Annotated in this window: 20 protein-coding genes; 12 read left to right on the forward strand and 8 right to left on the reverse strand. The window is 63.1% G+C overall.

Annotation, left to right across the window (positions count from 1 at the left end; genetic code table 11):
- Positions 1-16 precede the first annotated feature (16 nt).
- Positions 17-967: a ribosome biogenesis GTPase YlqF gene (gene ylqF, locus R2E40_RS14795; RefSeq protein WP_016351290.1), complete on the reverse strand. Its 951-nt coding sequence runs from the start codon at positions 965-967 to the stop codon at positions 17-19.
- Positions 968-1,299: 332 nt separating this feature from the next.
- Between ylqF and R2E40_RS14800 the strand changes: the two genes are divergently transcribed.
- From R2E40_RS14800 to R2E40_RS14835, 8 genes are all read left to right on the forward strand, one after another.
- Positions 1,300-2,691, forward strand: coding sequence for an alkaline phosphatase (locus R2E40_RS14800; RefSeq protein WP_139748738.1), 1,392 nt, complete (start codon positions 1,300-1,302; stop codon positions 2,689-2,691).
- Between the two features lie 11 nt (positions 2,692-2,702).
- Complete coding sequence (locus tag R2E40_RS14805; RefSeq protein WP_412055128.1) at positions 2,703-4,109, forward strand: alkaline phosphatase; 1,407 nt, start codon at positions 2,703-2,705, stop codon at positions 4,107-4,109.
- 49 nt (positions 4,110-4,158) lie between these two features.
- Complete coding sequence (locus R2E40_RS14810) at positions 4,159-4,842, forward strand: hypothetical protein (RefSeq protein ID WP_318163747.1); 684 nt, start codon at positions 4,159-4,161, stop codon at positions 4,840-4,842.
- Positions 4,843-4,922: 80 nt separating this feature from the next.
- On the forward strand, positions 4,923-5,654 hold the full coding sequence (locus R2E40_RS14815) for a substrate-binding periplasmic protein (RefSeq protein WP_318163748.1): 732 nt from the start codon (positions 4,923-4,925) through the stop codon (positions 5,652-5,654).
- A gap of 231 nt (positions 5,655-5,885) precedes the next feature.
- A complete protein-coding gene (gene rnk / locus R2E40_RS14820) occupies positions 5,886-6,281 on the forward strand; it encodes a nucleoside diphosphate kinase regulator (RefSeq protein WP_011706600.1) in 396 nt (131 codons plus the stop codon).
- 189 nt (positions 6,282-6,470) lie between these two features.
- The gene (gene uhpA, locus R2E40_RS14825; RefSeq protein ID WP_318163749.1) at positions 6,471-7,061 is read left to right on the forward strand and encodes a transcriptional regulator UhpA; all 591 of its coding nucleotides are present in this window, start codon (positions 6,471-6,473) and stop codon (positions 7,059-7,061) included.
- The gene (uhpB, locus tag R2E40_RS14830) at positions 7,058-8,578 is read left to right on the forward strand and encodes a signal transduction histidine-protein kinase/phosphatase UhpB (protein WP_011706602.1); all 1,521 of its coding nucleotides are present in this window, start codon (positions 7,058-7,060) and stop codon (positions 8,576-8,578) included. Before uhpA ends, uhpB begins: the two co-directional genes overlap by 4 nt.
- A 27-nt stretch (positions 8,579-8,605) precedes the next feature.
- Positions 8,606-9,934, forward strand: coding sequence for an MFS transporter (locus tag R2E40_RS14835; RefSeq protein WP_045527424.1), 1,329 nt, complete (start codon positions 8,606-8,608; stop codon positions 9,932-9,934).
- Positions 9,935-9,938: 4 nt separating this feature from the next.
- Here the strand turns inward: R2E40_RS14835 and R2E40_RS14840 are convergent, their stop codons facing one another.
- Positions 9,939-11,078 carry a GGDEF domain-containing protein gene (locus R2E40_RS14840; protein WP_318163750.1) on the reverse strand — a complete coding sequence of 380 codons (1,140 nt, stop codon included), beginning with the start codon at positions 11,076-11,078 and terminating at the stop codon, positions 9,939-9,941.
- Positions 11,079-11,579: 501 nt separating this feature from the next.
- Between R2E40_RS14840 and R2E40_RS14845 the strand changes: the two genes are divergently transcribed.
- The 3 genes from R2E40_RS14845 (at position 11,580) to R2E40_RS14855 (ending at position 14,357) form a co-directional block, all read left to right on the forward strand.
- Positions 11,580-12,368 (forward strand): transporter substrate-binding domain-containing protein, encoded by a 789-nt coding sequence (locus R2E40_RS14845; RefSeq protein ID WP_016351298.1) that lies wholly within the window; start codon positions 11,580-11,582, stop codon positions 12,366-12,368.
- 90 nt (positions 12,369-12,458) lie between these two features.
- The gene (locus tag R2E40_RS14850) at positions 12,459-13,418 is read left to right on the forward strand and encodes an amino acid ABC transporter permease (protein ID WP_318163751.1); all 960 of its coding nucleotides are present in this window, start codon (positions 12,459-12,461) and stop codon (positions 13,416-13,418) included.
- A 195-nt stretch (positions 13,419-13,613) separates the two neighbouring features.
- A complete protein-coding gene (locus R2E40_RS14855) occupies positions 13,614-14,357 on the forward strand; it encodes an amino acid ABC transporter ATP-binding protein (protein ID WP_011706607.1) in 744 nt (247 codons plus the stop codon).
- Between the two features lie 72 nt (positions 14,358-14,429).
- Here the strand turns inward: R2E40_RS14855 and R2E40_RS14860 are convergent, their stop codons facing one another.
- Together R2E40_RS14860 and R2E40_RS14865 are read right to left on the reverse strand one after the other, a co-directional pair.
- Entirely contained in the window at positions 14,430-14,891 is a 462-nt protein-coding gene (locus R2E40_RS14860) for a DUF2059 domain-containing protein (RefSeq protein ID WP_106552895.1), read from the reverse strand.
- Positions 14,892-15,141: 250 nt separating this feature from the next.
- Positions 15,142-15,909: a substrate-binding periplasmic protein gene (locus tag R2E40_RS14865; protein WP_011706609.1), complete on the reverse strand. Its 768-nt coding sequence runs from the start codon at positions 15,907-15,909 to the stop codon at positions 15,142-15,144.
- Between the two features lie 229 nt (positions 15,910-16,138).
- Between R2E40_RS14865 and R2E40_RS14870 the strand changes: the two genes are divergently transcribed.
- Entirely contained in the window at positions 16,139-16,978 is an 840-nt protein-coding gene (locus R2E40_RS14870) for a sterol desaturase family protein (protein ID WP_318163752.1), read from the forward strand.
- 85 nt (positions 16,979-17,063) lie between these two features.
- On the opposite strand, the gene R2E40_RS14875 is transcribed toward R2E40_RS14870, so the two are convergent.
- The 4 genes from R2E40_RS14875 to R2E40_RS14890 all read right to left on the reverse strand — a co-directional run bounded on the left by R2E40_RS14875 (position 17,064) and on the right by R2E40_RS14890 (position 21,525).
- Positions 17,064-18,464: a basic amino acid/polyamine antiporter gene (locus R2E40_RS14875; protein ID WP_318163753.1), complete on the reverse strand. Its 1,401-nt coding sequence runs from the start codon at positions 18,462-18,464 to the stop codon at positions 17,064-17,066.
- Positions 18,465-18,473: 9 nt separating this feature from the next.
- Entirely contained in the window at positions 18,474-19,376 is a 903-nt protein-coding gene (locus R2E40_RS14880) for a homocysteine S-methyltransferase family protein (protein WP_318163754.1), read from the reverse strand.
- A gap of 267 nt (positions 19,377-19,643) precedes the next feature.
- A complete protein-coding gene (locus R2E40_RS14885) occupies positions 19,644-20,186 on the reverse strand; it encodes a hypothetical protein (RefSeq protein ID WP_318163755.1) in 543 nt (180 codons plus the stop codon).
- Positions 20,187-20,205: 19 nt separating this feature from the next.
- The gene (locus R2E40_RS14890; RefSeq protein WP_073350860.1) at positions 20,206-21,525 is read right to left on the reverse strand and encodes a hemolysin family protein; all 1,320 of its coding nucleotides are present in this window, start codon (positions 21,523-21,525) and stop codon (positions 20,206-20,208) included.
- Positions 21,526-21,667: the final 142 nt, after the last annotated feature.

The following is a 21,667-nucleotide window of genomic DNA, read 5'->3' on the forward strand; positions in this document are numbered from 1 at the left end:
ACAGACACAATGCCGGTTAGCGCTGACGCTTCTTGGCGTACTTGCGACGTGCCCGCGCCTGACGCTCCTCTTCCCGTTCCGCCTTCTCCTTGGCCTTCTGTTCGGCCTCGGCCTCGGCTTCCACAATCTCGACGCTCACCATCGCCGGGGTCTCCAGCGAGATGCGACCCAACAGGCCTGAGCGGAACTCGTTGACCAGGATCTCGGAGGCCTTGTGCAGATCGGCCAGGCCGCCCTTGCGCATGAAGCCGCGCTGGCGGGCGATGAGCTCCAGCAGCTCGATTTCGGTCTCCGGCAGCTCGCTCAGCTGATAGCGCGCCTGGATCCGCTCCGGGTAGGCCTTGATGAAGTAATCGGCGGCAAACATGGCTATGTCGGCGTAGTCAAATACCGTGTCCTTGATGGCGGCCGTGATCGCCAGCCGATAACCGCAGGAGGGCGGGTTGAGCTTGGGCCAGAGGAAACCCGGGGTATCGGTCAGGATGACGTTGTTGTCCAGCTTGATCCGCTGCTGGGACTTGGTCACCCCCGCCTCGTTGCCGGTGCGGGCGATGATGCGCCCGGCCAGAGTGTTGATCAGGGTGGATTTGCCCACGTTGGGAATGCCCATGATCATGGCACGCACGCCACGCAGCTCCAGATTGCGCTCCGGCAGCATCTCGTGGCAGAGGGTCAGCAGTTGCTTGATCTTCTCCGGCTCCTGCTGGGTCAGGGGCAACGCCTTGATCCCCTTCTCCTGCTCCATGTGGGCCACCCACAGCTCGGTGATCTCGGGATCGGCGAGATCCGCCTTGTTGAGCACCTTGATCACCGGAGTATCGCCGCGCAGCTCGGGCACCAGCGGGTTTTCGCTGGAGAAGGGGATGCGGGCGTCGAGCATCTCGATGATGACATCGACCTGGGGCATGACCTCGGCAATCTCTTTGCGGGCCTTGTGCATGTGGCCGGGGAACCAGTTGATGGACATATCCGTTACTCTCATCTAGGGACTGCGGGCGCTGGCTTGCGGTGGCGCGAGCGGCGAGCGGTGGCGGACGCAGGGCGTCGCAAGGGGGCGCATTTTACCTGCACACGCCCTGATTTGACAGGCCATTCTAGCCGCCAGCCCGCAATCCGGCCAGATTCTCTCCCACCCGGCCCCCTCGCCCATCGGCGTCCCGTGCTCCGGCTGCATTAATATAAGCTATTGATACAACATAACATTCACGCAACACCTTCATCGGATTGTCATCCCGTTTCACTAAAAGTGTCATCTGCGACCTCTAGGCTGCGCTCAGGTTTTACAAGGAGCGAACCCCAATGAGAAAGATGGCAGGACTTGCATTGATGATCGGCGCCGCCCTGGCCGCCGGCTGCAACTCCAACAACGACAGCAGTGCGCCCGCCCCCGGCGCCAAGAACGTGATCTTCTTCCTCGGCGACGGCATGGGTCTCAATACCCTGACCGCCGCCCGCATCTACGGCGTCGGTGAAGAGGGTAGCCTCACCATCGATACCCTGCCGGAGACGGCCTTCATCAAGACCTTCTCCCACGACGCCCAGGTGACCGACTCGGCCCCCTCCATGTCCGCCTACATGACCGGGGTCAAGAGCAACAACGGCGTCATCAGCATGGACAGCGACGCCACCCAGGAGAGCAACTGCAGCAAGAGCGGCGGCAAGCCGGTCACCACCTTGCTGGAGCTGGCCAAGGCCGCCGGCCGCGGCACCGGCGTGGTCACCACCACCCGAGTGACTCACGCCACCCCGGCTGCCACCTATGCCCACCTCTGCAACCGGGATCTGGAAGCCGACATCGCCGCCCAGCTGGTGCCCGGCGGCGCCGGTTACAACAGCGCCCTCAAAGAGGGGGTGGACGTGGTACTCGGCGGCGGCAGCAGCTTCTTCTTACCCAAGGCAGACAAGGGCAAGCGCGAGGATGGCCGCAACCTCATCGATGAGATGAAGGCCAAAGGCTACCAGTTTGCCGGCAATCTGGACGAGCTGAACAAGGCCGAGGCGGGCAAGCCGCTGCTGGGGCTGTTTGGCTCAAGCCACATGAAATATGACCTGGACCGGCCCGCCAGCGAGCCTTCCCTCACCCAGATGACCCTGGCTGCCATCAAGCAGCTCAAAGACCAGAAACAGGGCTACTTCCTGATGGTGGAAGGGGGGCGCATCGACCACGCCCTGCACGACACCAACGCCAAGCGTGCCCTGCAGGACACCCTCGCCTTCGACAACGCCATCAAGGCGACCCTCGACGAGGTGAAGAAAACCGATCCCGAGCTGAAAAACACCCTGATCGTGGTCACCGCCGACCATGACCACACGCTAGTCCTGAATGGTTATGCCAAGCGCACCGGCAAGACCACCGCCAACAACCCCGGCGTGCTCGGGCTGGTGAAGAACTACGAAACCGGCGAGCCGAGCAAGGATGCCGATGGCATGCCCTACACCATCATCGGCTTTGGCAACGGCTACAACCGGGTGGACGGGCCGCGCAGCAGCGTGGCGCCGCTGGATGACGCCACCGTCTCCGCCAACGACTATCACCAGGAAGTGGTGGTCAAGGTGGGCGAAATCGGCAACGAGACCCACGGCGGCACCGACGTCTTCCTCGGCGCCATCGGCCAGGGAGCGGACAGCTTCCACGGCTCACTCGACAACACCGCCGTGTTCGGCAAGGTCAAGGCTGCGGCCGGGCTGTAAGGAGCATTCCCATGAAAAGAGCCATCAACCAATCCATGAAGCAGAACCTGCATAAAACCCTGGTCAGCACGGCCCTGCTGGCCGCCCTCGGCGGCGCGGCCCAGGCACAGGCCGCCGACGCAAAAAACGTCATCCTGTTTATCGGCGACGGCATGGGCCCCACCGTGCTCACCGCCACCCGCCTCTACAAGGTGGGAGAAGAGGGCAATCTGGAGCTGATGAAGCTGGCCCAGAGCGCGCGCATCAAGACCTTCTCCAACGATGCCCAGACCACCGACTCGGCCCCCTCCATGGCGGCCTACACCACCGGGGTCAAGATGAACAACGAGGTGATCGCCATGAGCAGCGACACCAGGGCCGTCGCCCCCGGCAAGGACGCCAACGGCAACAAGGGCGTCAACAACTGCACCAGCGACAACGGCAAGCCGGTACCCACCCTTCTCGAGCTGGCCAAGGCGGCGGGCAAGTCGGTGGGGGCCGTCACCACCACCGAGCTGACCCATGCCACCCCGGCCGCCACCTACTCCCACATCTGCCATCGGGATGCGGCCTACGCCATCGCCGCGCAGGCGGTACCGGGCGGTGCCGGCTTCAACCAGGCGCTGGGGGACGGGGTCGACGTGCTGATGGGGGGCGGCGCCAACCACTGGACACCCTATAACAGCACCAGCAACAAAGGGGGCCGCGCCGACGGACGGGATCTCACCGCCGAGCTGACCGCCCAGGGCTATCGCTACGTCACCACCAAAGATGAGCTGGCTGGCGTCAACTCGGGCAAGGTGCTTGGGTTGTTCAGCGCCAAATCCCACCTCGACTACGAGCTGGACCGCGTCGCCAAGGGAGCGGCCAATACCCAGCCGTCGCTCTCCGAGATGACCGCCAAGGCGATCGATCTGCTCAGCCAGAACAGCCAGGGCTACTTCCTGATGGTGGAAGGGGGCCGCATTGATCACGCCCTGCACGGCACCAATGCCAAGCGCTCGCTCACCGACGCAGTGGCGCTGGACGACGCGGTCAAGACGGCGCTCGGCAAGGTGGATTTGAAAGATACCCTGATCGTGGTCACCGCCGACCATGACCACACCATGACCATCAACGGCTACTCCGCCAAGGGCAACAAGGTGCTGGATCTGGTGAAAAATGGCGATGGCTCGACCCAGAACGACGTGGATGGCAAGCCGTTCACCACCCTGGTGTTCGGCAACGGTCCCAACCGTCCCGATGTGCGCCCCACCCTCACCAGCGATCAGGTGATGGCGGACGACTACCTGCAGGAGACCGGTGTCAAGCTCGGCTCCGAGACCCACGGCGGCGGCGATGTGATGCTGTTTGCCGACGGCGCCGGCAGCAGCCGCTTCAAGGGGACGCTGGACAACACCCGGGTGTTCGGCAAGCTGAAGGAGGCGCTCGGTCTGTAAACGGCAGGGCCCGGCATCGCGCCGGGCCCTGCTCGTTCGAGCGAACCCCATGATGCGATATTTACTTCCGTTGTGGCTGCTCGCCAGCAGCCTCGCTTTTCCCCTCCTGGCCGATGAAGTCCCCGATCTGGCCGCCCGCATCCGTTATCAGGACAGGGTCACCAGCAGCGACGGCATCAGCAAGGAGAGCCAGTGGCAGGAGAAGTGGCTGCGGGTTGGCGATCAGGTGTGGAGCCAGCGGCTCATCCCGCTGCCCCTTGCCCGCGCCTATCACGCCACCCACGATGCCACCCCGGGCCACAAGCACTTTACCCACCAGATGGCGGCGCGCTGGGTGACCCGCGACGAGCAGGGGATGCTGCAACTGCGCTACGCCGACAGCTGGCACAACCAGCTGGTGGAGGTGCCGGAGGAGGAGTACGGCCAGGTGGCCTTCAAGCCGGACTGGCCGCGGATCCGTCACCTCATCAACCCGGCCCTGTTGCAGGAGATGACACCCCTCGATGAGGCGGCACCCGAACAGGCGCGCTGGTATGAGAAACGCGAGGGCAGACAGCGTACCCGCATCCTCTGGTCCAGCCGCTGGCAACTGCCACTGGTGGTGGAGTCGGCAAGCCTCGACGGTTATCGCAGCTACCGGATGGAGGTGACTCTCAAGCCCCTGCCAAAGAGCCTGCCCTGGCAGCAGCTGGAGGACTACCAGACCCTGGATCTGCGGGATTTCTTCGACTGACGGGACGCCCCGAATGGGGTGAGCTGATTTGTGCTGACGGGATGTTACACTCTGTGTACTCATCCCGGATCCGGCCTGCCATGCGTATTTCCCTGCTCTTGCTGCTTTGCGCCCTGCTCTTCCCCGCCACCCAGGCTAAGGCCGTGGTGGTCATCGCCGCCGAGATCCCCCCCTATGTCATTCGCTCCTATCAGGGTGCCCCGAGCGGCATGGCCATCGAGGTGCTGGAGGAGGCGGCCCGCCGCCTGAAGGAGCCGCTCACCATCGAGCTGATGCCGCTGGCCCGCGCCCTCAGCCAGACCCGCCACCGCCAGGACGTGCTGCTGGTGCCGCCGGTGCGCAGCCCCCAGCGCGAGCCGCAGTTTCTGTGGATTGCGCCGCTGCTGGACGAGGCCTTCGTGCTGGTCAGCCATCGCCAGTACCACCCGGCCCCCATCACCAGCAAAGAGCTGTCCGGCCTCACCGTCGGCGTAATGCGCGGCTCCTATGGCCAGAGCCTGCTGCAGCCCTACCCGCAAGTGAAACAGGCGCTGGTGGCCGAGGAGATCCACAACGCCAGCAAGCTGGCGCTGGGCCGCATCCAGGGCTGGGCGGTGGCCTGGAACAGCGCCCGCTACAACCAGCAGCAGGCCGGCCTGCCGCTGGCGGATCTGGTGCGCGGCGACACCCTGCAGCGGGCCTCGCTCTATCTGGCCGCCAGCCCCCGTTTCCCGGCCGCCGAGGCGACCCGTTGGCGCAAGGCCATCGCCACCATGCGCGACGATGGCAGCCTGGCGCGCATCATCAAGCAGTACGATTACCAGGCCCCCTGACAAGCTTGTCAGGATAATTGCCAAAGCAGTCCAGAATGGTTATGGTATCCCCATGAAAGCGCTCATTATTTTATCAAGCCAGCTCACACCCCGTTGAGCCCCCGCCCTCGCCTCCGACAGCGAGTCGTTCGGGGGCATCGCATTCCCGATCTGTTTTTTCGTATCGCACACTCTTTTTCGACCAGCTTGCCCGTCATCCTGGTCCTTTAACCCATTGATAAGGAATATCTTATGAAACAACCTCATCTCGTGATCTCCAGCCTGGATCTCGACCGCATCGAGCAACTGCTCGGCAACCATCCCCAGCACCTGGCCCTGCAGGAGGAGCTGGATCGCGCCGAGATGCGCGAGCCGGCCGACATGCCGCCGGACGTGGTCACCATGAACAGCACGGTGCGCTTCAAGATGCCGAGCAGCGGCAACGAGTTCTGCCTGACCCTGGTCTACCCCAAGGACGTGCAGGGTGACGAGTCGAAGATCTCCGTGCTGGCCCCGGTCGGCAGCGCCCTGCTCGGCCTGAAGGTAGGCGACAGCATCGCCTGGCCCGGCCCGGCCGGTCGCACCATCGAGGTGGAGATCCTGGAAGTGGTCTATCAGCCGGAGCGTGCCGGCGAGCTGCATCGCTAATCCTCCCGGGTACGTGCCAAGCGGCTGCCGCAGGCCTGCGCACGTGCCCACCCCTGATCCCGATCAAGCTTTGCCACAGAAGCGCCACCGATCCCGCTCATATGCCCTGCTTTCTCTTGAGCCCGGACGAGGCGGCAGGTATCTTGTTGGCCGCGCCAGCACCCTGGCCGCAGACTTCAGGCTGACATCATGATAAAGATTGCCCTCATCGACGATCACCAGATCGTCCGCTCCGGTTTTGCCCAACTGCTCAATCTCGAACCCGACCTGCGGGTGGTGGCCGAATTCGGCTCCGCCGCCGAGGCGCTGGCGGGACTGCCCGGCAGCGGCGTGCAGCTGTGCGTGTGCGACATCTCCATGCCGGACCAGTCCGGGCTGGATCTGCTCAAGCGCCTCCCTTCCGGCCTCGCCGTGGTGATGCTGTCGGTGCACGATAGTCCGGCGTTGATCGAGCAGGCGCTGCAGGCCGGCGCCAAGGGGTTCCTCTCCAAGCGCTGCAGCCCGGAGGAGCTGATCGCCGCGGTGCGCACCGCCGCCCACGGCGGCTGCTACCTCACCCCGGACATCGCCCACAAGCTGGCCTGCAACAGCCAGGATCCGCTCACCAACCGGGAGCGGGAAGTGGCCCAGCTGCTGGCGCGGGGCCTCGAGGTGAAGGCCATCGCCGAGCAGCTCGGTCTCTCCCCCAAGACGGTGCACGTGCACCGCGCCAACCTGATGGACAAACTCAAGGTCAGCAACAACGTGGAGCTGGCCCACCGCATGCTGGACAGCTGGTGATCCCGCGTCTTGCCAGCTATGTCGCCATCTCGCTGGCGGCCTGCTTCATCTTTGCCGCCGGCTGGTTTTGCCTGTGGAGCATCGGCCTGCACCTGGCGGGCTCGCCCATGCTGGCGGCTCTGCTGTTCCCCTTCGGCCTGCGTCTGGGGCTGCTGCTGCAAAGCCCTATCTCCTACTGGCCGCCGCTGCTGCTGTGCGAATCCCTGCTGCTCTACTGGCTCAATCAGGAAGTGGGGCTGCCGCTGTGGCCGCTCATTCAGGCGGGCAGCCTGCTCACCCTGCTGCCGCTGCTGATCGCCCGCCGCCAACCAGTGCGCAACGACTGGCAACAGCTGCTGGTGCTGCTGGCCACCGTCACGGTGGCGGCGGGACTGCAATCCCTGCTCTGGCATCTGGCCGGCGAGGATGGCCTCACCGCGCTGCTGCTCACCCTCACCGGCGGGCTGACGCTGACCTCCACCTGCATGCTGATCTGGCACTACCTCACCCGCGCCACCTGGGTGCCGCTCGGCCCGACCCTGGTGGATCAACCGGTGGACTGGCGTTTTCGCCATCTGGTCTGGTATCTGCTGCTGTTCGTGCTGAGCCTCTGGCTGCAGCTCGGCCTGCCCGACTCGCTGGTGCGCTTCACCCCGTTTTGTCTGGCCATCCCCATCATGGCCATGGCCTGGCGCTACGGCTGGCAGGGGGCCCTGCTCGCCACCCTGATGAACACGGTGGCACTGATGGCCGGCCAGGCCTGGCACGATCATCCGCTCGATCTGCTGCTCTCCCTGCTGGCCCAGAGCCTCACCGGCCTGCTGCTCGGCGCCGGCATCCAGCGCCAGCGCGAGCTTAACCAGGCGCTGACCCGCCAACTCGCTCACAATCGCCAGCTCACCGAGCGGCTGCTGGAGACCGAAGAGAGCATCCGCAAGGAGGTGGCGCGCGAGCTGCACGACGACATCGGCCAGACCATCACCGCCATCCGCACCCAGGCCGGCATCGTGCGCCGGCTCGCCCCGGACAATGCCGGGGTCGGCCAGAGCAGCGCCCTCATCGAGACGCTGTCGCTTGGCATCTACGACGCGGTGCGCGGCCTGCTCGGCCGGCTACGCCCCCGCCAGCTCGACGACATGAGCCTGGAGCAAGCGGTACGCGGCCTGCTGCGAGAGCTGGAGCTGGAGCGCCGCGGCATCGTCACCCGGCTCGAGTGGCAGCTGGCGGATGCCGGCCTCTCCGATGCCCAGCGGGTCACCCTGTTTCGGGTCTGTCAGGAGGGGCTCAACAACGTGGTGAAACACGCCAATGCCAGCTCGGTCACCATTCGGGCCCACCGTCAGGGTGAGCGACTGACTCTGCTGCTGGAAGACGATGGCTGCGGCCTGCCGGAACACCGCACGCCCCAGGGCTACGGCCTGCTCGGCATTCGCGAGCGGGTGCAGGCGCTGGGAGGCGCATTGCAGCTCTCCTGCGTGCACGGTACCCAGCTGACCGTGACCCTGCCCGGCCGCAAACGGGAGGAGAGTCATGAGTAACACCCAGTCGCAGGGGAGAACCGCCTGATGCTCAGTTTCATGAGAAGCGCACCGCCCCAGCCCCTCATCCGCGATCAGGCCGAGATCGACGCCTGTTATCGCCACTGGCGGCTGCACATCTTGCTGACCATGTATCTGGGTTACGCGGTGTTCTACTTCACCCGCAAGAGTTTCAACTTCGCCATGCCGGACATGCTGGCCAGCGGCATGTTGAACAAGGCCGACATCGGCATGCTGTGGACCCTGTTCTACATCACCTACGGCTGCTCCAAGTTCTTCTCCGGCATCATCAGCGACCGCGCCAACCCGCGCTACTTCATGGGACTCGGGCTGATGGCGACCGGGGTCATCAACATACTGTTCGGGCTCTCGTCGTCGCTGTGGCTGTTCGCCGCCCTCTGGGTGGCCAACGCCTTCTTCCAAGGCTGGGGCTGGCCTCCCTGCTCCAAGCTGCTCACCAGCTGGTACTCGCGCAGCGAGCGCGGCTTCTGGTGGTCGGCCTGGAACACGGCCCACAACGTGGGCGGCGCGCTCATTCCCCTCATCGTCAGCACCCTGGCCCTGCAGCACGGCTGGCGCTACGGCATGATAGTGCCCGGCCTGATCGCCATCCTCGCGGGGTTGTTCCTCTGCTGGCGGCTGCGCGATACCCCGGCCGCCATGGGGCTGCCCACGGTGGGCGAGTGGCGAAACGACGCCATGGAGCTGGCCCAGCAGACCCAGGATGCCGGCCTCTCCCATCGCCAGATCCTGCGCAAATACGTGCTCGGCAACCCCTATATCTGGCTGCTGGCCTGCTGCTACGTGCTGGTCTACGTGGTACGCACCGCCATCAACGACTGGGGCAATCTCTACATGACCGAGCAGCGCGGCTTCAATCTGATGAGCGCCAACTCGGCCATCTCCATGTTCGAGGTGGGTGGTTTTATCGGTGCCCTGGTGGCGGGCTGGGGATCGGACAAGCTGTTCAACGGCAACCGCGGGCCGATGAACCTCATCTTTGCGGTGGGAATATTGCTGGCGGTGGGATCGCTCTGGCTGATGCCCTTCTTCAGCTATGTGATGCAGGCGGCCTGTTTCTTCACCATCGGTTTCTTCGTGTTCGGCCCCCAGATGCTGATCGGCATGGCGGCGGCCGAGTGCTCCCACAAGAATTCGGCGGGGGCCGCCACCGGCTTTGTCGGTCTGTTTGCCTACATGGGGGCGGCGCTCTCTGGTTATCCGCTGGCGAGGGTGCTGGAGATCTGGCACTGGCAGGGCTTCTTCGTGGTGATCTCGGTGGCCGCCGGCGTCTCCGCCCTGCTGCTGCTCCCCTTCCTCAAGGCGCAGGCGCCGCGCCCCCGCGACGCCGATTGACCGGCTAGGCTTGTGCCAGCCGGCAGACCCGGTTCTTGCCCTCCCGCTTGGCCTGATAGAGGGCGCGATCCGCCTGGCTGAACAGGGTGTCGAAGTGCCAGCTGTGCTGGCAGCGCACTAGCCCCATGCTGACGGTGATGCCGATCCCTTGCATGTCCTGCGCCGCCAGAGAGCGGATGATCTGCTCGCAGCGCTGCTGCTGCGCCACTTCATCCTCCTGCGGCAACAGCAACACGAACTCCTCGCCGCCAAAGCGACTGGCCACCAGCGCCTGCTGAGCGCCGAGATAGGCCCCCACCGCTGCCAGCACCCGATCCCCCATCTCATGACCATGGCGATCGTTGATCTGCTTGAAGTCATCGAGATCCAGCACCGCCAGGGCGCCGAACTCGGTCATCCGGCGCCGGGCCATCAGCTCCATGAAGCCGCGCCGGTTGAGCAGACCGGTGAGTGGATCGTGGCTCGCCTGCTGGCGCAGGGCCAGTGCCCGGTACTGGGTGCAGAGCAGCAGCACCCCGAAGGTGGAGAGGTAGCTGCCCATCAGCATGGAGAGGAAAGGCAGTACGTTGACACCGCTCTGATCCATCAAGACTCTGGCGTCCCCCTGCAGCAGAAATGCCATGCGCAGCAGGTTGAAGCCGTAGAGCAGGATGTTGACCACGGTGAACACCAGTACGGCGGGCAGATAGGCGGGATAGCCGTGCCGCCAGATGAGAAAGACGATCACCGCCCCCAGCACCATGTAGCTCAGGCAGGCCAGCAGCACCCGGGGGGCCATCTGATCGTTGAAGGCAATGCTCCAGCTCAGGATCAGCACATAGATCAGCATGAACCAGCCGCTGGCAGACCAGCTGAGGGGCTGGCCGAAGAAACGCTGCAACGCCAGCGGCATCAGGGCGATGCAGACGGTGATCAGCAGATTGGCCAGCCAGATCCCCGCCAGACTCGGCATGAAGGCCTGCAGGGTAAAGAGGCTCTGGGCCGCCAGTGCGCACAGACTGGACCACCACCAGTATCCGAGTCCGGGGATCTCCCTGTGGGTCGACCAGATGATGGAGAGGGTGATGAAGCCGAGGCTGTAGCCACCCAGCGCCATGATCATCAGGGTGAATACATCCAGCTTGAGCAGTATTGAGGCGTCCATACCAGTGCCACTAAACGAAGGTAACTGAGTATATTGGAAGCGCAAAACAAGACCCAGCGGTGTCTGACTAAATCCTCAATTAAAAATCATCTGGTGGGTGGCAATCGCACACAATAAATTCATTCGAATCTGTTTTTTGGCACTTGGTGGCCAGGTGAGCAACAATTGACACTGCTGGTGACGGGCTGGCCTGTAACAAAATGTGCTGAATACATTTTTGGCTTGAACCCGTCTCATTAGATAGATATGTTGTTTTCGTGTGATTTTATGAGTGTCGCCACGGGAAAAAAGCGCCACTAACCTATTGAGTCATCTGGCACAATCGGAATTTGGTACATTTTTCACTCAGCTCGCGACAAATAGAATCTCATATGGGGCTTTTGCCTCAATCAAGACAATAATCCTGTCTTGCCCTGTTGCCGGATGCAGCAGTCTCTTGTGCCACGGAGTCGCACGGGATCAGGTTCAAGGCCGAACACACTTTTGACAGAGACGTCACTTATGATCAAAAAACTCATTCTTTCTACCCTGCTGCTGTGCGGGCTGGCCAATGCGGCGCCCACTTCCACCCTGGATGCCGTGCTGGAGCGCGGCGTGCTGCGGGTCGGTTTCGACGCCGGCTATCAACCCTTCGAAATGACCAACAAGCAGGGCCAGTACATCGGCTTTGACGTGGATCTGGCCAAGATGGTCGCCAAGGAGATGGGCGTGAAGGTCGAGTTCGTCAACACCGCCTGGGATGGCATCATTCCGGCCCTTTTGACCGACAAGTTCGACGTCATCATGGGCGGCATGACCGTCACCCCCCAGCGCAACCTGCGCGTCAACTTTGCCGACCCCTATATCGTGGTCGGGCAGACCATCGTCCTGCGCAAGGACAAGGCCGGCGAGATCAAATCCTTCACCGACCTCAACGATCCCAAGTACAAGATCGCGGTCAAGCTCGGCACTACCGGCGAGCAGGCAGTCAAGCGTCTGATCCCGAAAGCCACCCTGCTGCAGTTTGAAACCCAGGATGACGCCAAGCTGGAAGTGATCAACGGCAAGGTCGATGCCTTCGTCTACGACCTGCCCTACAACGCCATCTTCGCCACCCAGAACAAGGGCGCCGTGGTGCACCTCGACAAGCCGTTCACCTTCGAACCGCTGGCCTGGGCCATCCGCAAGGGCGACCAGGACACCCTCAACTGGTTCAACAACTACCTGCGCCAAATCAAGGGCGACGGCAGCTATGACCGCCTCTACCAGAAGTGGTTCGAGTCCACCGCCTGGCTGAACCAGCTCAAGTAACCTCGCAAGGGGCGGCCCGCCGCCCCTTCACGCAGATCCCCACACAATAACTACAACGAGGTTGCGACAGTGCACAACCCAACAAGACAGATGGAAAAACAACCCAATCAACTGCTCTGGCACGGGATCTTCCTGCTGATCGTGCTGGCCGCCATCTTTGGCATCTACAAGGCCGTGCAATCGGTGGATTACACCTGGCGCTGGGAGCGGATCCCCCAGTACATCGCCTATCAGGCGGAACAGAAAAACTACGCCGAATTTGACGGTACCGTGGTCGCCGGCACCACCGAGGCCGACAAGGGCAAGCTGTTTTTGCAAAACGACCTCGATCCCAACCAGCGCCAAGCCATCGCAACCAGCGGCGGTCAGGTAGCGGAAGGGGACACCGTCTTTCGTGGCGACACCCTCGACACCCAGCTGAGCTGGACTGCCGGCCCCATCGCCTGGGGCGTCTGGGTCACGGTCAAACTCTCGCTGGTGGCGGGCATCTTCGCCATCCTGCTCGGCACCCTGGCCGGGCTGGCCCGACTCTCCCCCAACCCCGCCCTGCGCAACCTGGCGGTTACCTACGTGGAGCTCATCCGCGGCACCCCGCTGCTGGTGCAGATCTTCATCGTCTACTTCTTCATCGGCACCGTGCTGAACCTCGACCGATTCACTGCCGGGGTGGCGGCACTGGCGGTCTTTACCGGCGCCTACGTGGCGGAAATCGTCCGTGCCGGCATCAGCTCCATCCACAAGGGGCAGATGGAAGCGGGCAGAAGCCTCGGCATGACCTCGGCCCAGACCATGCGCTACGTCATCCTGCCGCAGGCCTTCAAGCGGGTGCTGCCGCCGCTGGCAGGCCAGTTCATCAACCTTATCAAGGACTCCTCGCTGGTCTCTGTCATCTCCATCACCGATCTCACCAAGGCGGGGCGCGAGGTGGTGAGCTCCACCTTCAGCCCGTTCGAGGTGTGGTTCACCGTGGCCCTGCTCTATCTGGTGCTCACCGGCACCCTTTCCTTCCTGGTGCGTCGTCTGGAGGTGAAATATGCGCGCAGCAACTGATCCGATTATCAAGGCACGATCTGTGTCGAGAAGTTCTGCCATCACCGGCATCCCCTGCCCCTTCCCGGTGCGTCGTCTGGAGGTGAAATATGCGCGCAGCAACTGATCCGATTATCAAGACACAACCTGTGTCGAGAAGTTCTGCCATCACCGGCATCCCTTGCCCCTTCCCGGTGCGTCGTCTGGAGGTGAAATATGCGCGCAGCAACTGATCCCATTATCAAGGCCAGCGGCGTGGAGAAGTTCTACGGCACCGAGGTGCACGCCCTCAAGAACGTCAGCACCCAGGTCGCCGAGGGGGAAGTGGTGGTGATCGTCGGCCCCAGCGGCTCCGGCAAGTCCACCTTCCTGCGCACCCTCAACCAGCTGGAGACCATCAACGACGGCAATATCGTGGTGGATGGCATCAGCCTGACCGAACCCGGTGACGTCAACAAATTGCGGGAGGAGGTGGGCATGGTGTTCCAGTCTTTCAACCTCTTCCCCCATCTGAACGTGCTGGACAACATCTGCCTCGCCCCGCAGAAGGTGCGCGGGCTGTCGCGTCGCGATGCCGAAGACAGAGCCAAGGCCCTGCTGCTCAAAGTCGGCCTGTCGGCCAAGGCCGAGAGCTACCCCTCCCAGCTCTCCGGCGGCCAGCAGCAGCGGGTGGCCATCGCCCGGGCGCTCGCCATGCAGCCGCGCATCATGCTGTTTGACGAGCCCACCAGCGCGCTCGACCCCGAGATGGTGGGCGAAGTGCTGGACGTGATGAAGGGGCTGGCCCGCGAGGGGATGACCATGGTGGTGGTGACCCACGAGATGGGCTTTGCCCGTGAGGTGGCAGATCGCGTGCTCTTTATGGAGAGCGGCGAGCTGCTGGTAGACGAGAAGCCGACGGACTTTTTCGACAATCCCCCCTCCCCGCGCCTGCGCCAGTTCCTGAGCCAGGTGCTGTAATAGCGCCGGCGATAAAAAGCAGCAGAGGGAGCCCATGGCTCCCTCTTTGCGTTGATGCCCTGCCGACCATATCTATTTTGTCGCTTTGCGTTTTGCTTCATCCAGCATGGCTTGCAGTGCCGGCATGTTGCGCTCTGCCAGAGATTGGCCCACCAGCGAGCTCTCCTGAAAGATGGCCGGCATGGTATCCAGGGATTTCTTCCCGACCGGACTCTGATAAAAGGCGATCAGCGCCTTGAGCTCAGCCTCGGTGAAATGCTTGCGGTAGATAGCGGCCACTTCGTTACTCATGGCCCCCCAGGAGAGGTAACGGCTCACCCAGGCTTCCAGTACATCGCGGTGCTGGGCCAACTCCTGTGCATGTTCACCGGCGCCCCGGATGATCAGCGGGATCATCTGTGCCTGCATCTGGGCCTGCAGCTGCTCCGCCTGCTGTTCGCTGTTGAGCAGATTGACCAGTTCCTGAGCGGGATCGGCCCACACACTGCCACTCCACACCAGGGCGATGACAACCCCTCTTTTCACCCACTGCATAACCACCTCACTAATCATATAAAAACAACAGGTTACATTGATTTATCAAACAGACCAGTCGCCAGATGGCGGTGATGCGTACAAGGTCTATGATGGTCACCCGGATCTGTGCCGGCGACGCCCTGTGGTGCTGCCTTTCCCGCCGCCGTCACCGGTGACCCACCAAAAACAGCAGAGGGACTCTCAGTCCCTCTGCTGTTGGCCGACACCCTGTGTTTACCGGCTAAATCTGACTGGCTCCCTTATCAGTTCAGCGCGGGGACTTTCCCAGATAACGCTCCACTATGGTTCGGATCCCGTCCCGCTTCTTGAGCTCGTAGAGCCGCTTGTCGAACTGCTCGGCAAAGTCCTCCTTGAAGTCAAACTCCCCCTTGCGGCTGTAGCCGAGAAACCCCTGCTCCTTGCTGAGCACCGGCCCCTGTTTGAGCTGGGACATGTCGGCCACCGCCAGCTGGTTGCCCTTGATCATGTTGAGCAGCTCATAGAGCAGGGAGAGGCGGTCGTTGACGGTACAGTCCACCCGGCCGCGCACTATCTTGAGCAGGTTCTCCCGGTTGCTCTTCACCTCCTCCAACCCGATCTTCTGCTGCTGAACGGCCTGCCAGAAGGGGGCACCACCTATGGTAAAACCGGCATTCATGCCAAAGCGCAGCCCGTAGTAGTCGGCCGGGAACTGCGCCTGCGGGGTATTGACCGCCACCCCGGCGCCGCACATCACCACCAGCTCCTCGTCGAGCAGGGGCTGGGAGTAGGGCCACATCCAGGGGCGGCTGTCGGGTTGGTAGTAGGGCGGAAAGATGGCGAAGGCACTGCCCTGTTCCACCATGCTGAGACCCCGCCGCCAGGGCATGGCCTTGAGCACCACCTCGTACTCGTCCATGGAGGCCGTCACGCTGCGCACTATGTCGGCATAGATCCCCTTCACCTCCTCCCCCTCCTGCCAGGAGTAGGGCGGATAGTTGGCATCGGCCAGGATCTCGACCCGGGTCTTGGCCTGCGCCAGCAGGCAGACTCCCATCAACAAACAGCACCACAGCCGCATCATCTGCCACTCCAGAGGTAGAAAGCCTCATCAAGCATAGTCACTGCGCCATGGCTCAGAGGGCCATCACGCCCTTTCATGGCCATGCGTTTGCGGACTCCCGCCGCCAGCGTCAGATGGCGACGGCCATCGGGTGAAAATTGTTAATGAAAGATTAAATTCATCCTTTATGCTGGAGAGCAATTGCTCTGACTGGATACCCGACATGGATGTGCAACTGCTCCTGCTCTACCTCTCGCCGCTCTTTCTGGCCTTCATCGGCTGGGAGATGTTCTACCTGCGCAAGCATGGCGCCGCCTATCCCACCGCCGGCTACCAGTGGAAGGATCTCTTCGCCAACGCCACCCTGGCGCTGATGCATCAGGGGGGCGATGCGCTGACGGCCATCGCCATCGCCTACCTCTACGACGCCCTCTGGGGCTGGCGGCTGCTGGATATCGATCTCAACCTCTGGAGCCTGTTGCTGCTCTTTCTGTTGCAGGATCTCTGCTACTGGCTGTTCCACTTCGCCAGTCACCACGTGCGTTGGCTCTGGGCCTCACACGTGGTGCACCACAGCTCGGAGCGGCTCAACCTCTCCACCGCCTTTCGCCAGAGTCTGATGTACCCGGTCTCCGGCATGTGGCTGTTCTGGATCCCGATGATCCTCATCGGCTTCCCGCCCGAGGCCGTGGTGGCCACCGTGCTCTTGAGCCTGGGTTTTCAGTTCTTCGTCCACACCCAGGTGGTGGGCAAGCTCGGCAGGCTGGAGTGGGTTTTCAACACCCCCTCCCACCACAGGGTGCACCACGCCAGCAACGCCAAATACATAGATCGCAACTTCGCCGGCGTGCTCATTATCTGGGACAGGCTGTTTGGCACCTTCGTGGAAGAAGACTTAGGCGAGCCGTGTCGCTTCGGCATCACCAAGCCGATCCACAGCTTCAACCCGCTCACCCTCACCTTCCATGAGTGGCGCGACATGCTGCAAGAGGCCCGCGGCCTCCCCTGGCGGCAAAAACTCGCGGTGCTGTTTGGCAAACCGGCCGGTCCCGCCAGCCACTAAGTCCTTGCCGCCGCTAAAAAAGTGCGCGTCGCAGATAAAAAGAGAGCGCCCCTTGGGCGCTCTCTTGCATTGGGTCACACCTCACTCAGACATGGGCAAAAGACCAGATGGCGGGGATCAGGCTCAGCAGCGTCACCCCGGCCAGCAGCCGCTCGCGCCCGCTGAGCCGCAGTTCGGCCCCCAGCTGGCGGCGGCTGTAGAGAAACAGCAGCAGACCCGGCCCGTAGAGCAGCAAGGAGAGCAGCAGGTACTCCACCCCGGCGGCGTAGAGCAGCCAGAGGCCGTAACCGCTCGATACCAGCGCCACCACCCGCATCAGGCCATTGCCCTCCCTACGCAAGGAGAGCTTGAGCAGGAACAGGCCGATCAGCAGATAGGGCACCAGGATCATCGAGGTGGAGATAAGCAGCAGGTTGGTGTAGCCCTTGCCAAGCAGCCACACCAGCAGCAGGCAGCCCTGCACCGTCAGGCTGGTAAGCCACAGCGATGCGATGGGGGTACCATTGCGGTTCTGGCGCCGGAAGATGGCCGGGAAGGCGCCATGGCGCGCCGCACTGAACGGCACCTCGGCCGAGAAGAGGGTCCAGCTCACGTAGGAGGCGAGCACCGAGACGATGAGGCCGACGCTGATGAGCAGCTTGCCCCAGGAGCCAGTCATCTGGGCCATCAACCCCGCCATGGAGGGATTGGGCAGGGCCGCGAGCTCGGGGCGGCTCAGGATCCCCAGCGCCAGCACCGAGATGAGCACATAGAGCAGCAGCGCCAGCACCACCCCGAGCACGGTGGCGGTGCCCACGTCCCGCTTGTGTCTGGCCCGGGCCGACAGCACCGCCGCCCCCTCGATGCCGGTGAAGACCCAGAGGGTGATCAGCATGGTGTTGCGCACCTGCTCGGAGACCGGCGTTGCCAGGGTTCTGCCCTGCTGATCCGCCGCGAAGGTGACCGGGTCGAACCAGTAGCAGGCGAACAGGATGAACAGCAGCAACGGCAGGCTCTTGGCCAGGGTCGCCACCAGGTTGAACAGGGCCGCCTGCTGCACGCCGCGGGCCACCAGCAGGTGCACCGCCCAGAGGATGCAGGATTCACCGATGAAGGCCGCCAGGGTATTGCCCTCGCCAAACCAGACCCGCTGCGGGGTGTCGACGAAGCTGCCCAGCGCCGCGAAGGCGATCACCAGATAGCCCACCACGCCGATGGTGGCGCAGAGCCAATAGCCCCAGGCGGAGAAGAAACCCACCAGATCGCCAAAGCCGGCGCGGGCATAGCTGTAGATGCCGCCATCGAGATCCGGCCTTAATCGTGACAGATACAGAAAACTCATGGCCAGCGCCAGGATGCCAACCCCGGTGACGGCCCAGCCGATCAGCACGGCGCGCGCGCCGGCCACCTCGGCCATGTTCTGGGGCAGACTGAAGATGCCCGCCCCCACCATGGAGCTGAACACCAGCGCGGTGAGGGACCAGAGCCCGATCTTGCTCTCTTTCATGGGCGCTCCTTAGCGCAGCCGACTGCTCAGTGCCTGGATATGTTCCGGCCCGATGCCGCAGCAACCGCCGATGAGGGAGGCTCCAATCCCACGCCAGCGCTCGGCCCAGCCGAGGTAATCCAGCGGCCCCAGATCGGTGCGGATCTCGTCCAGCCCGTCGTTGGCGGTCGCCTCCTTGGGCTGGGGCGGGAAGGCGTTGGCATAGGCGCCGAGCCGGATGTCGCTGCGACCCTGCTCTTGCAAAGCGGCGCCGGCCACCCTGAGCGCCCCTTCGATCACCTCGGGCTGACAGCAGTTGAACAGGATGGCGTCCACCCCGGCCGATGCCAGCGCGGTAACCGCATCGGCCACTCGCTCGCCGGAGCGTAGGGTCGGCTCACTGCCCGGCGCCTCGTCTTCCAGAGTGAAGGAGACCCAGAACGGCTTGCCATCCTCGGGCAGCAGGGCCCGGATCGCCAGCGGCTCGGCGATGAGGCTCATGGTCTCCGCCAGCCAGAGATCCACGTGGGACGAGAGCGCCCGAATAAGCGGGGTCGCCAGCTCGCTCACCCGGCCTGCGTCGAACAAGTCGGCGCGGTAGGAACCAAACAGCGGCGGCAAGGAACCGGCTACCTGCACGCTGCCCGGCTGCTCGTCGGCCACCTCGCGGGCCAGCTGGCCGGCCAGCGCCGCCAGCCCTTCCCCCTCTGCCACAAAACGCGCATCACCAATATGAAACGGCACCAGCGCATAGCTGTTGGTGGTGATGACCCGGGCCCCGCTCGCCACATAGGCCTGATGCACCTCGCGCACCGTCTCGGGGGCCTCCATCAGGGCCAGCGCCGACCACTCCGGCTGGCGAAACGGCGCGCCCCGCCGTGCCAGCTCGCGTCCCATGCCACCATCCAGTACCCACAAATCCTTTGTATCCATCTCTGTCTCTCTGCGTGTCCCCGTCGTGACGGGTATTTATTGTGCCAAGCCAAAAAGCCATCAAAACATCTAGACGGCTAGAATGCCTTTTCATCATGACCCAAAGTAGAACAAGAGGCAATCGGGTGCTACGAACAAATCTGAACAAGCTCAGGGAGATAACGGCAAAGGAAGGGAGGTATGGCTGTTGAAAGCTCAACACCAGGATGAGAAACGACAAGAGGCCACTCGAAGGTGGCCTCTTGTGGCAACAGGTGCACTGGCGGCTCAACGCCCGGCCAGTACCCGCTTGGTCTGCTTGACCCAGTCGGACACCCGACCCTGCTGGGGATACCCCTGCCAGATCTGCTCCCACTGGGCGGGGCTGAGCGGGCGGCCCAGCCGGCGCTGCACCCCGGCATAGAGGTAGTCGTGAGCCGTGGTGCGTGCCTGGGCCGAGGTGAGGAACTTGGCCACCGGATCGGTCAGGCGCACGTCCCGCATGCCCAGCAGCGGGTAGTCGCTGTGCACCGCCGCCAGCATGGTCTCGCGCATGGCCGATTCGATGTAGCCACGGGCAAACAGGGCGGTCACCGACTCGAGCGATCCTTGATCCGGGCCGTGATACTCCTCGTCGAACACCGGACTCGGCTCCGCCACGGCGCTTTGCACCACCGCATCCGGGTCCTGCTGCGGCACCACCACGGCCGCCTTGGAGGCTGCCGGTTTGGCGACTGTGGTGGCCTTGCGCGGTGCGCTCTGGCTGCAGGCACCGAGTGCCAGGGCGAGCGCTACACAGGCCAGCGCACGGGAATGAGACTGCATCTTCATGATTGCTAACTAGCTCCTTTTACGATTCCTGAGCGGGTTTCTCGGCCGGCGTGGGCTCGACCCGGGTGACCAGCAGCTGGTCAATCTTGTAGCTGTCGATGTCCACCACTTCGAACTTGTAACCGGCGTATTTGACCGAATCGGTTCGCTTAGGAATCTTGCGCAGCATATACATGATAAAACCGGCGATGGTTTCATAATTCTGGTTTTCCGGGAACTCCTCGATGTCGAAGGCGCGCATCACGTCGGAGATGGGGGTCACCCCGTCCACCAGCCAGGAGTTCTCGTCCCGCTGCACGATCTGCTCTTCCACCACGTGGGTGGCCCACTCGCCCATGACGGTGCTCATCAGGTCGTTCATGGTGACGATCCCCACCACCAGGGCGTACTCGTTCATCACCACGGCAAAGTCACCCCTGTGGTTCTTGAAGTACTCCATCGCCTCGTAGAGGTTGAGGGTGTCGGGGATGATGATGACGTTCTGCACCAGCGAGCCGCTGTTGAGGTCGATGCTCTGGCCGCTGATGACCCGGATCAGCAGCTCCTTGGAGTCGACGAAGCCCTTGATGCTGTCGAGGTTGTGGTCACACACCAGGAACTTGTTGTGGGGGTGTTCGGCAATCTTGGCCTTGATGCTCTCCTCGCCCTCTTGCAGGGTGAAGTAGATGAGGCTCTCGCGCGCGGTCATGGCGGAGGTGACGCCGAGGGACTGCAGCTCGAACACGTTCTCGATGAGCTGGTGCTCCTCGCGCTGGATGACGCCCGCTTCGGCGCCCGCATCCATCACCGCATAGATATCGTCGGAGGTGATCTCGTCGTTGCGCACCATGGAGATGCGCAGCAGGCGGAACAGGCCGTTGGCCATGCCGTTGAACAGCCACACCAGCGGCATCAGCAGGGTGACGCACAGCAGCATGGGGCGCACCACCACCACGGCGATCCGCTCCGGCATGGTCATGGCGAGGCGCTTGGGCATCAGATCGGCGATCAGGATGAACATGCCGGTGACGAACACGAAGGAGGCTGCCGAGCTGATCTCGCCCAGCCAGGGCCCCTGATAGAACTCGGAGATGAACGCCTTGATGGCCGGGTTCAGGGCAGACTCGCCCAGAATACCGCCCAGGATGGCGACGGTGTTGAGCCCGATCTGCACCACGGTAAAGAAGTTGCCCGGCTGGGCCTGCAGTGCCAGTACCTTTTCGGCATGGCGGTTGCCCTCATCGGCCATCACCTGCAACTTGATCTTGCGGGAGGCGGCGAGGGAGATCTCGGAGAGAGAGAAGAACACGCTGCCGGCGACCAGCAGCATCAGGAAAAATAAACTATCGGCAAAACTCATGATTAACCTATTGCAACAGCCGCCTTAGCACAAGACGGCAAACTGGGTCCGGGGGACCGGACCGTGAGTCAATCCGGGACTCACACAGGGGGCATATTCTAGCAGAAAAGCGCCAAGCGGGTGGCGATATCTTGCACTGACT

It is taken from the genome of Aeromonas sp. CD, assembly GCF_033349375.1.
Lineage (GTDB): Bacteria > Pseudomonadota > Gammaproteobacteria > Enterobacterales > Aeromonadaceae > Aeromonas > Aeromonas hydrophila.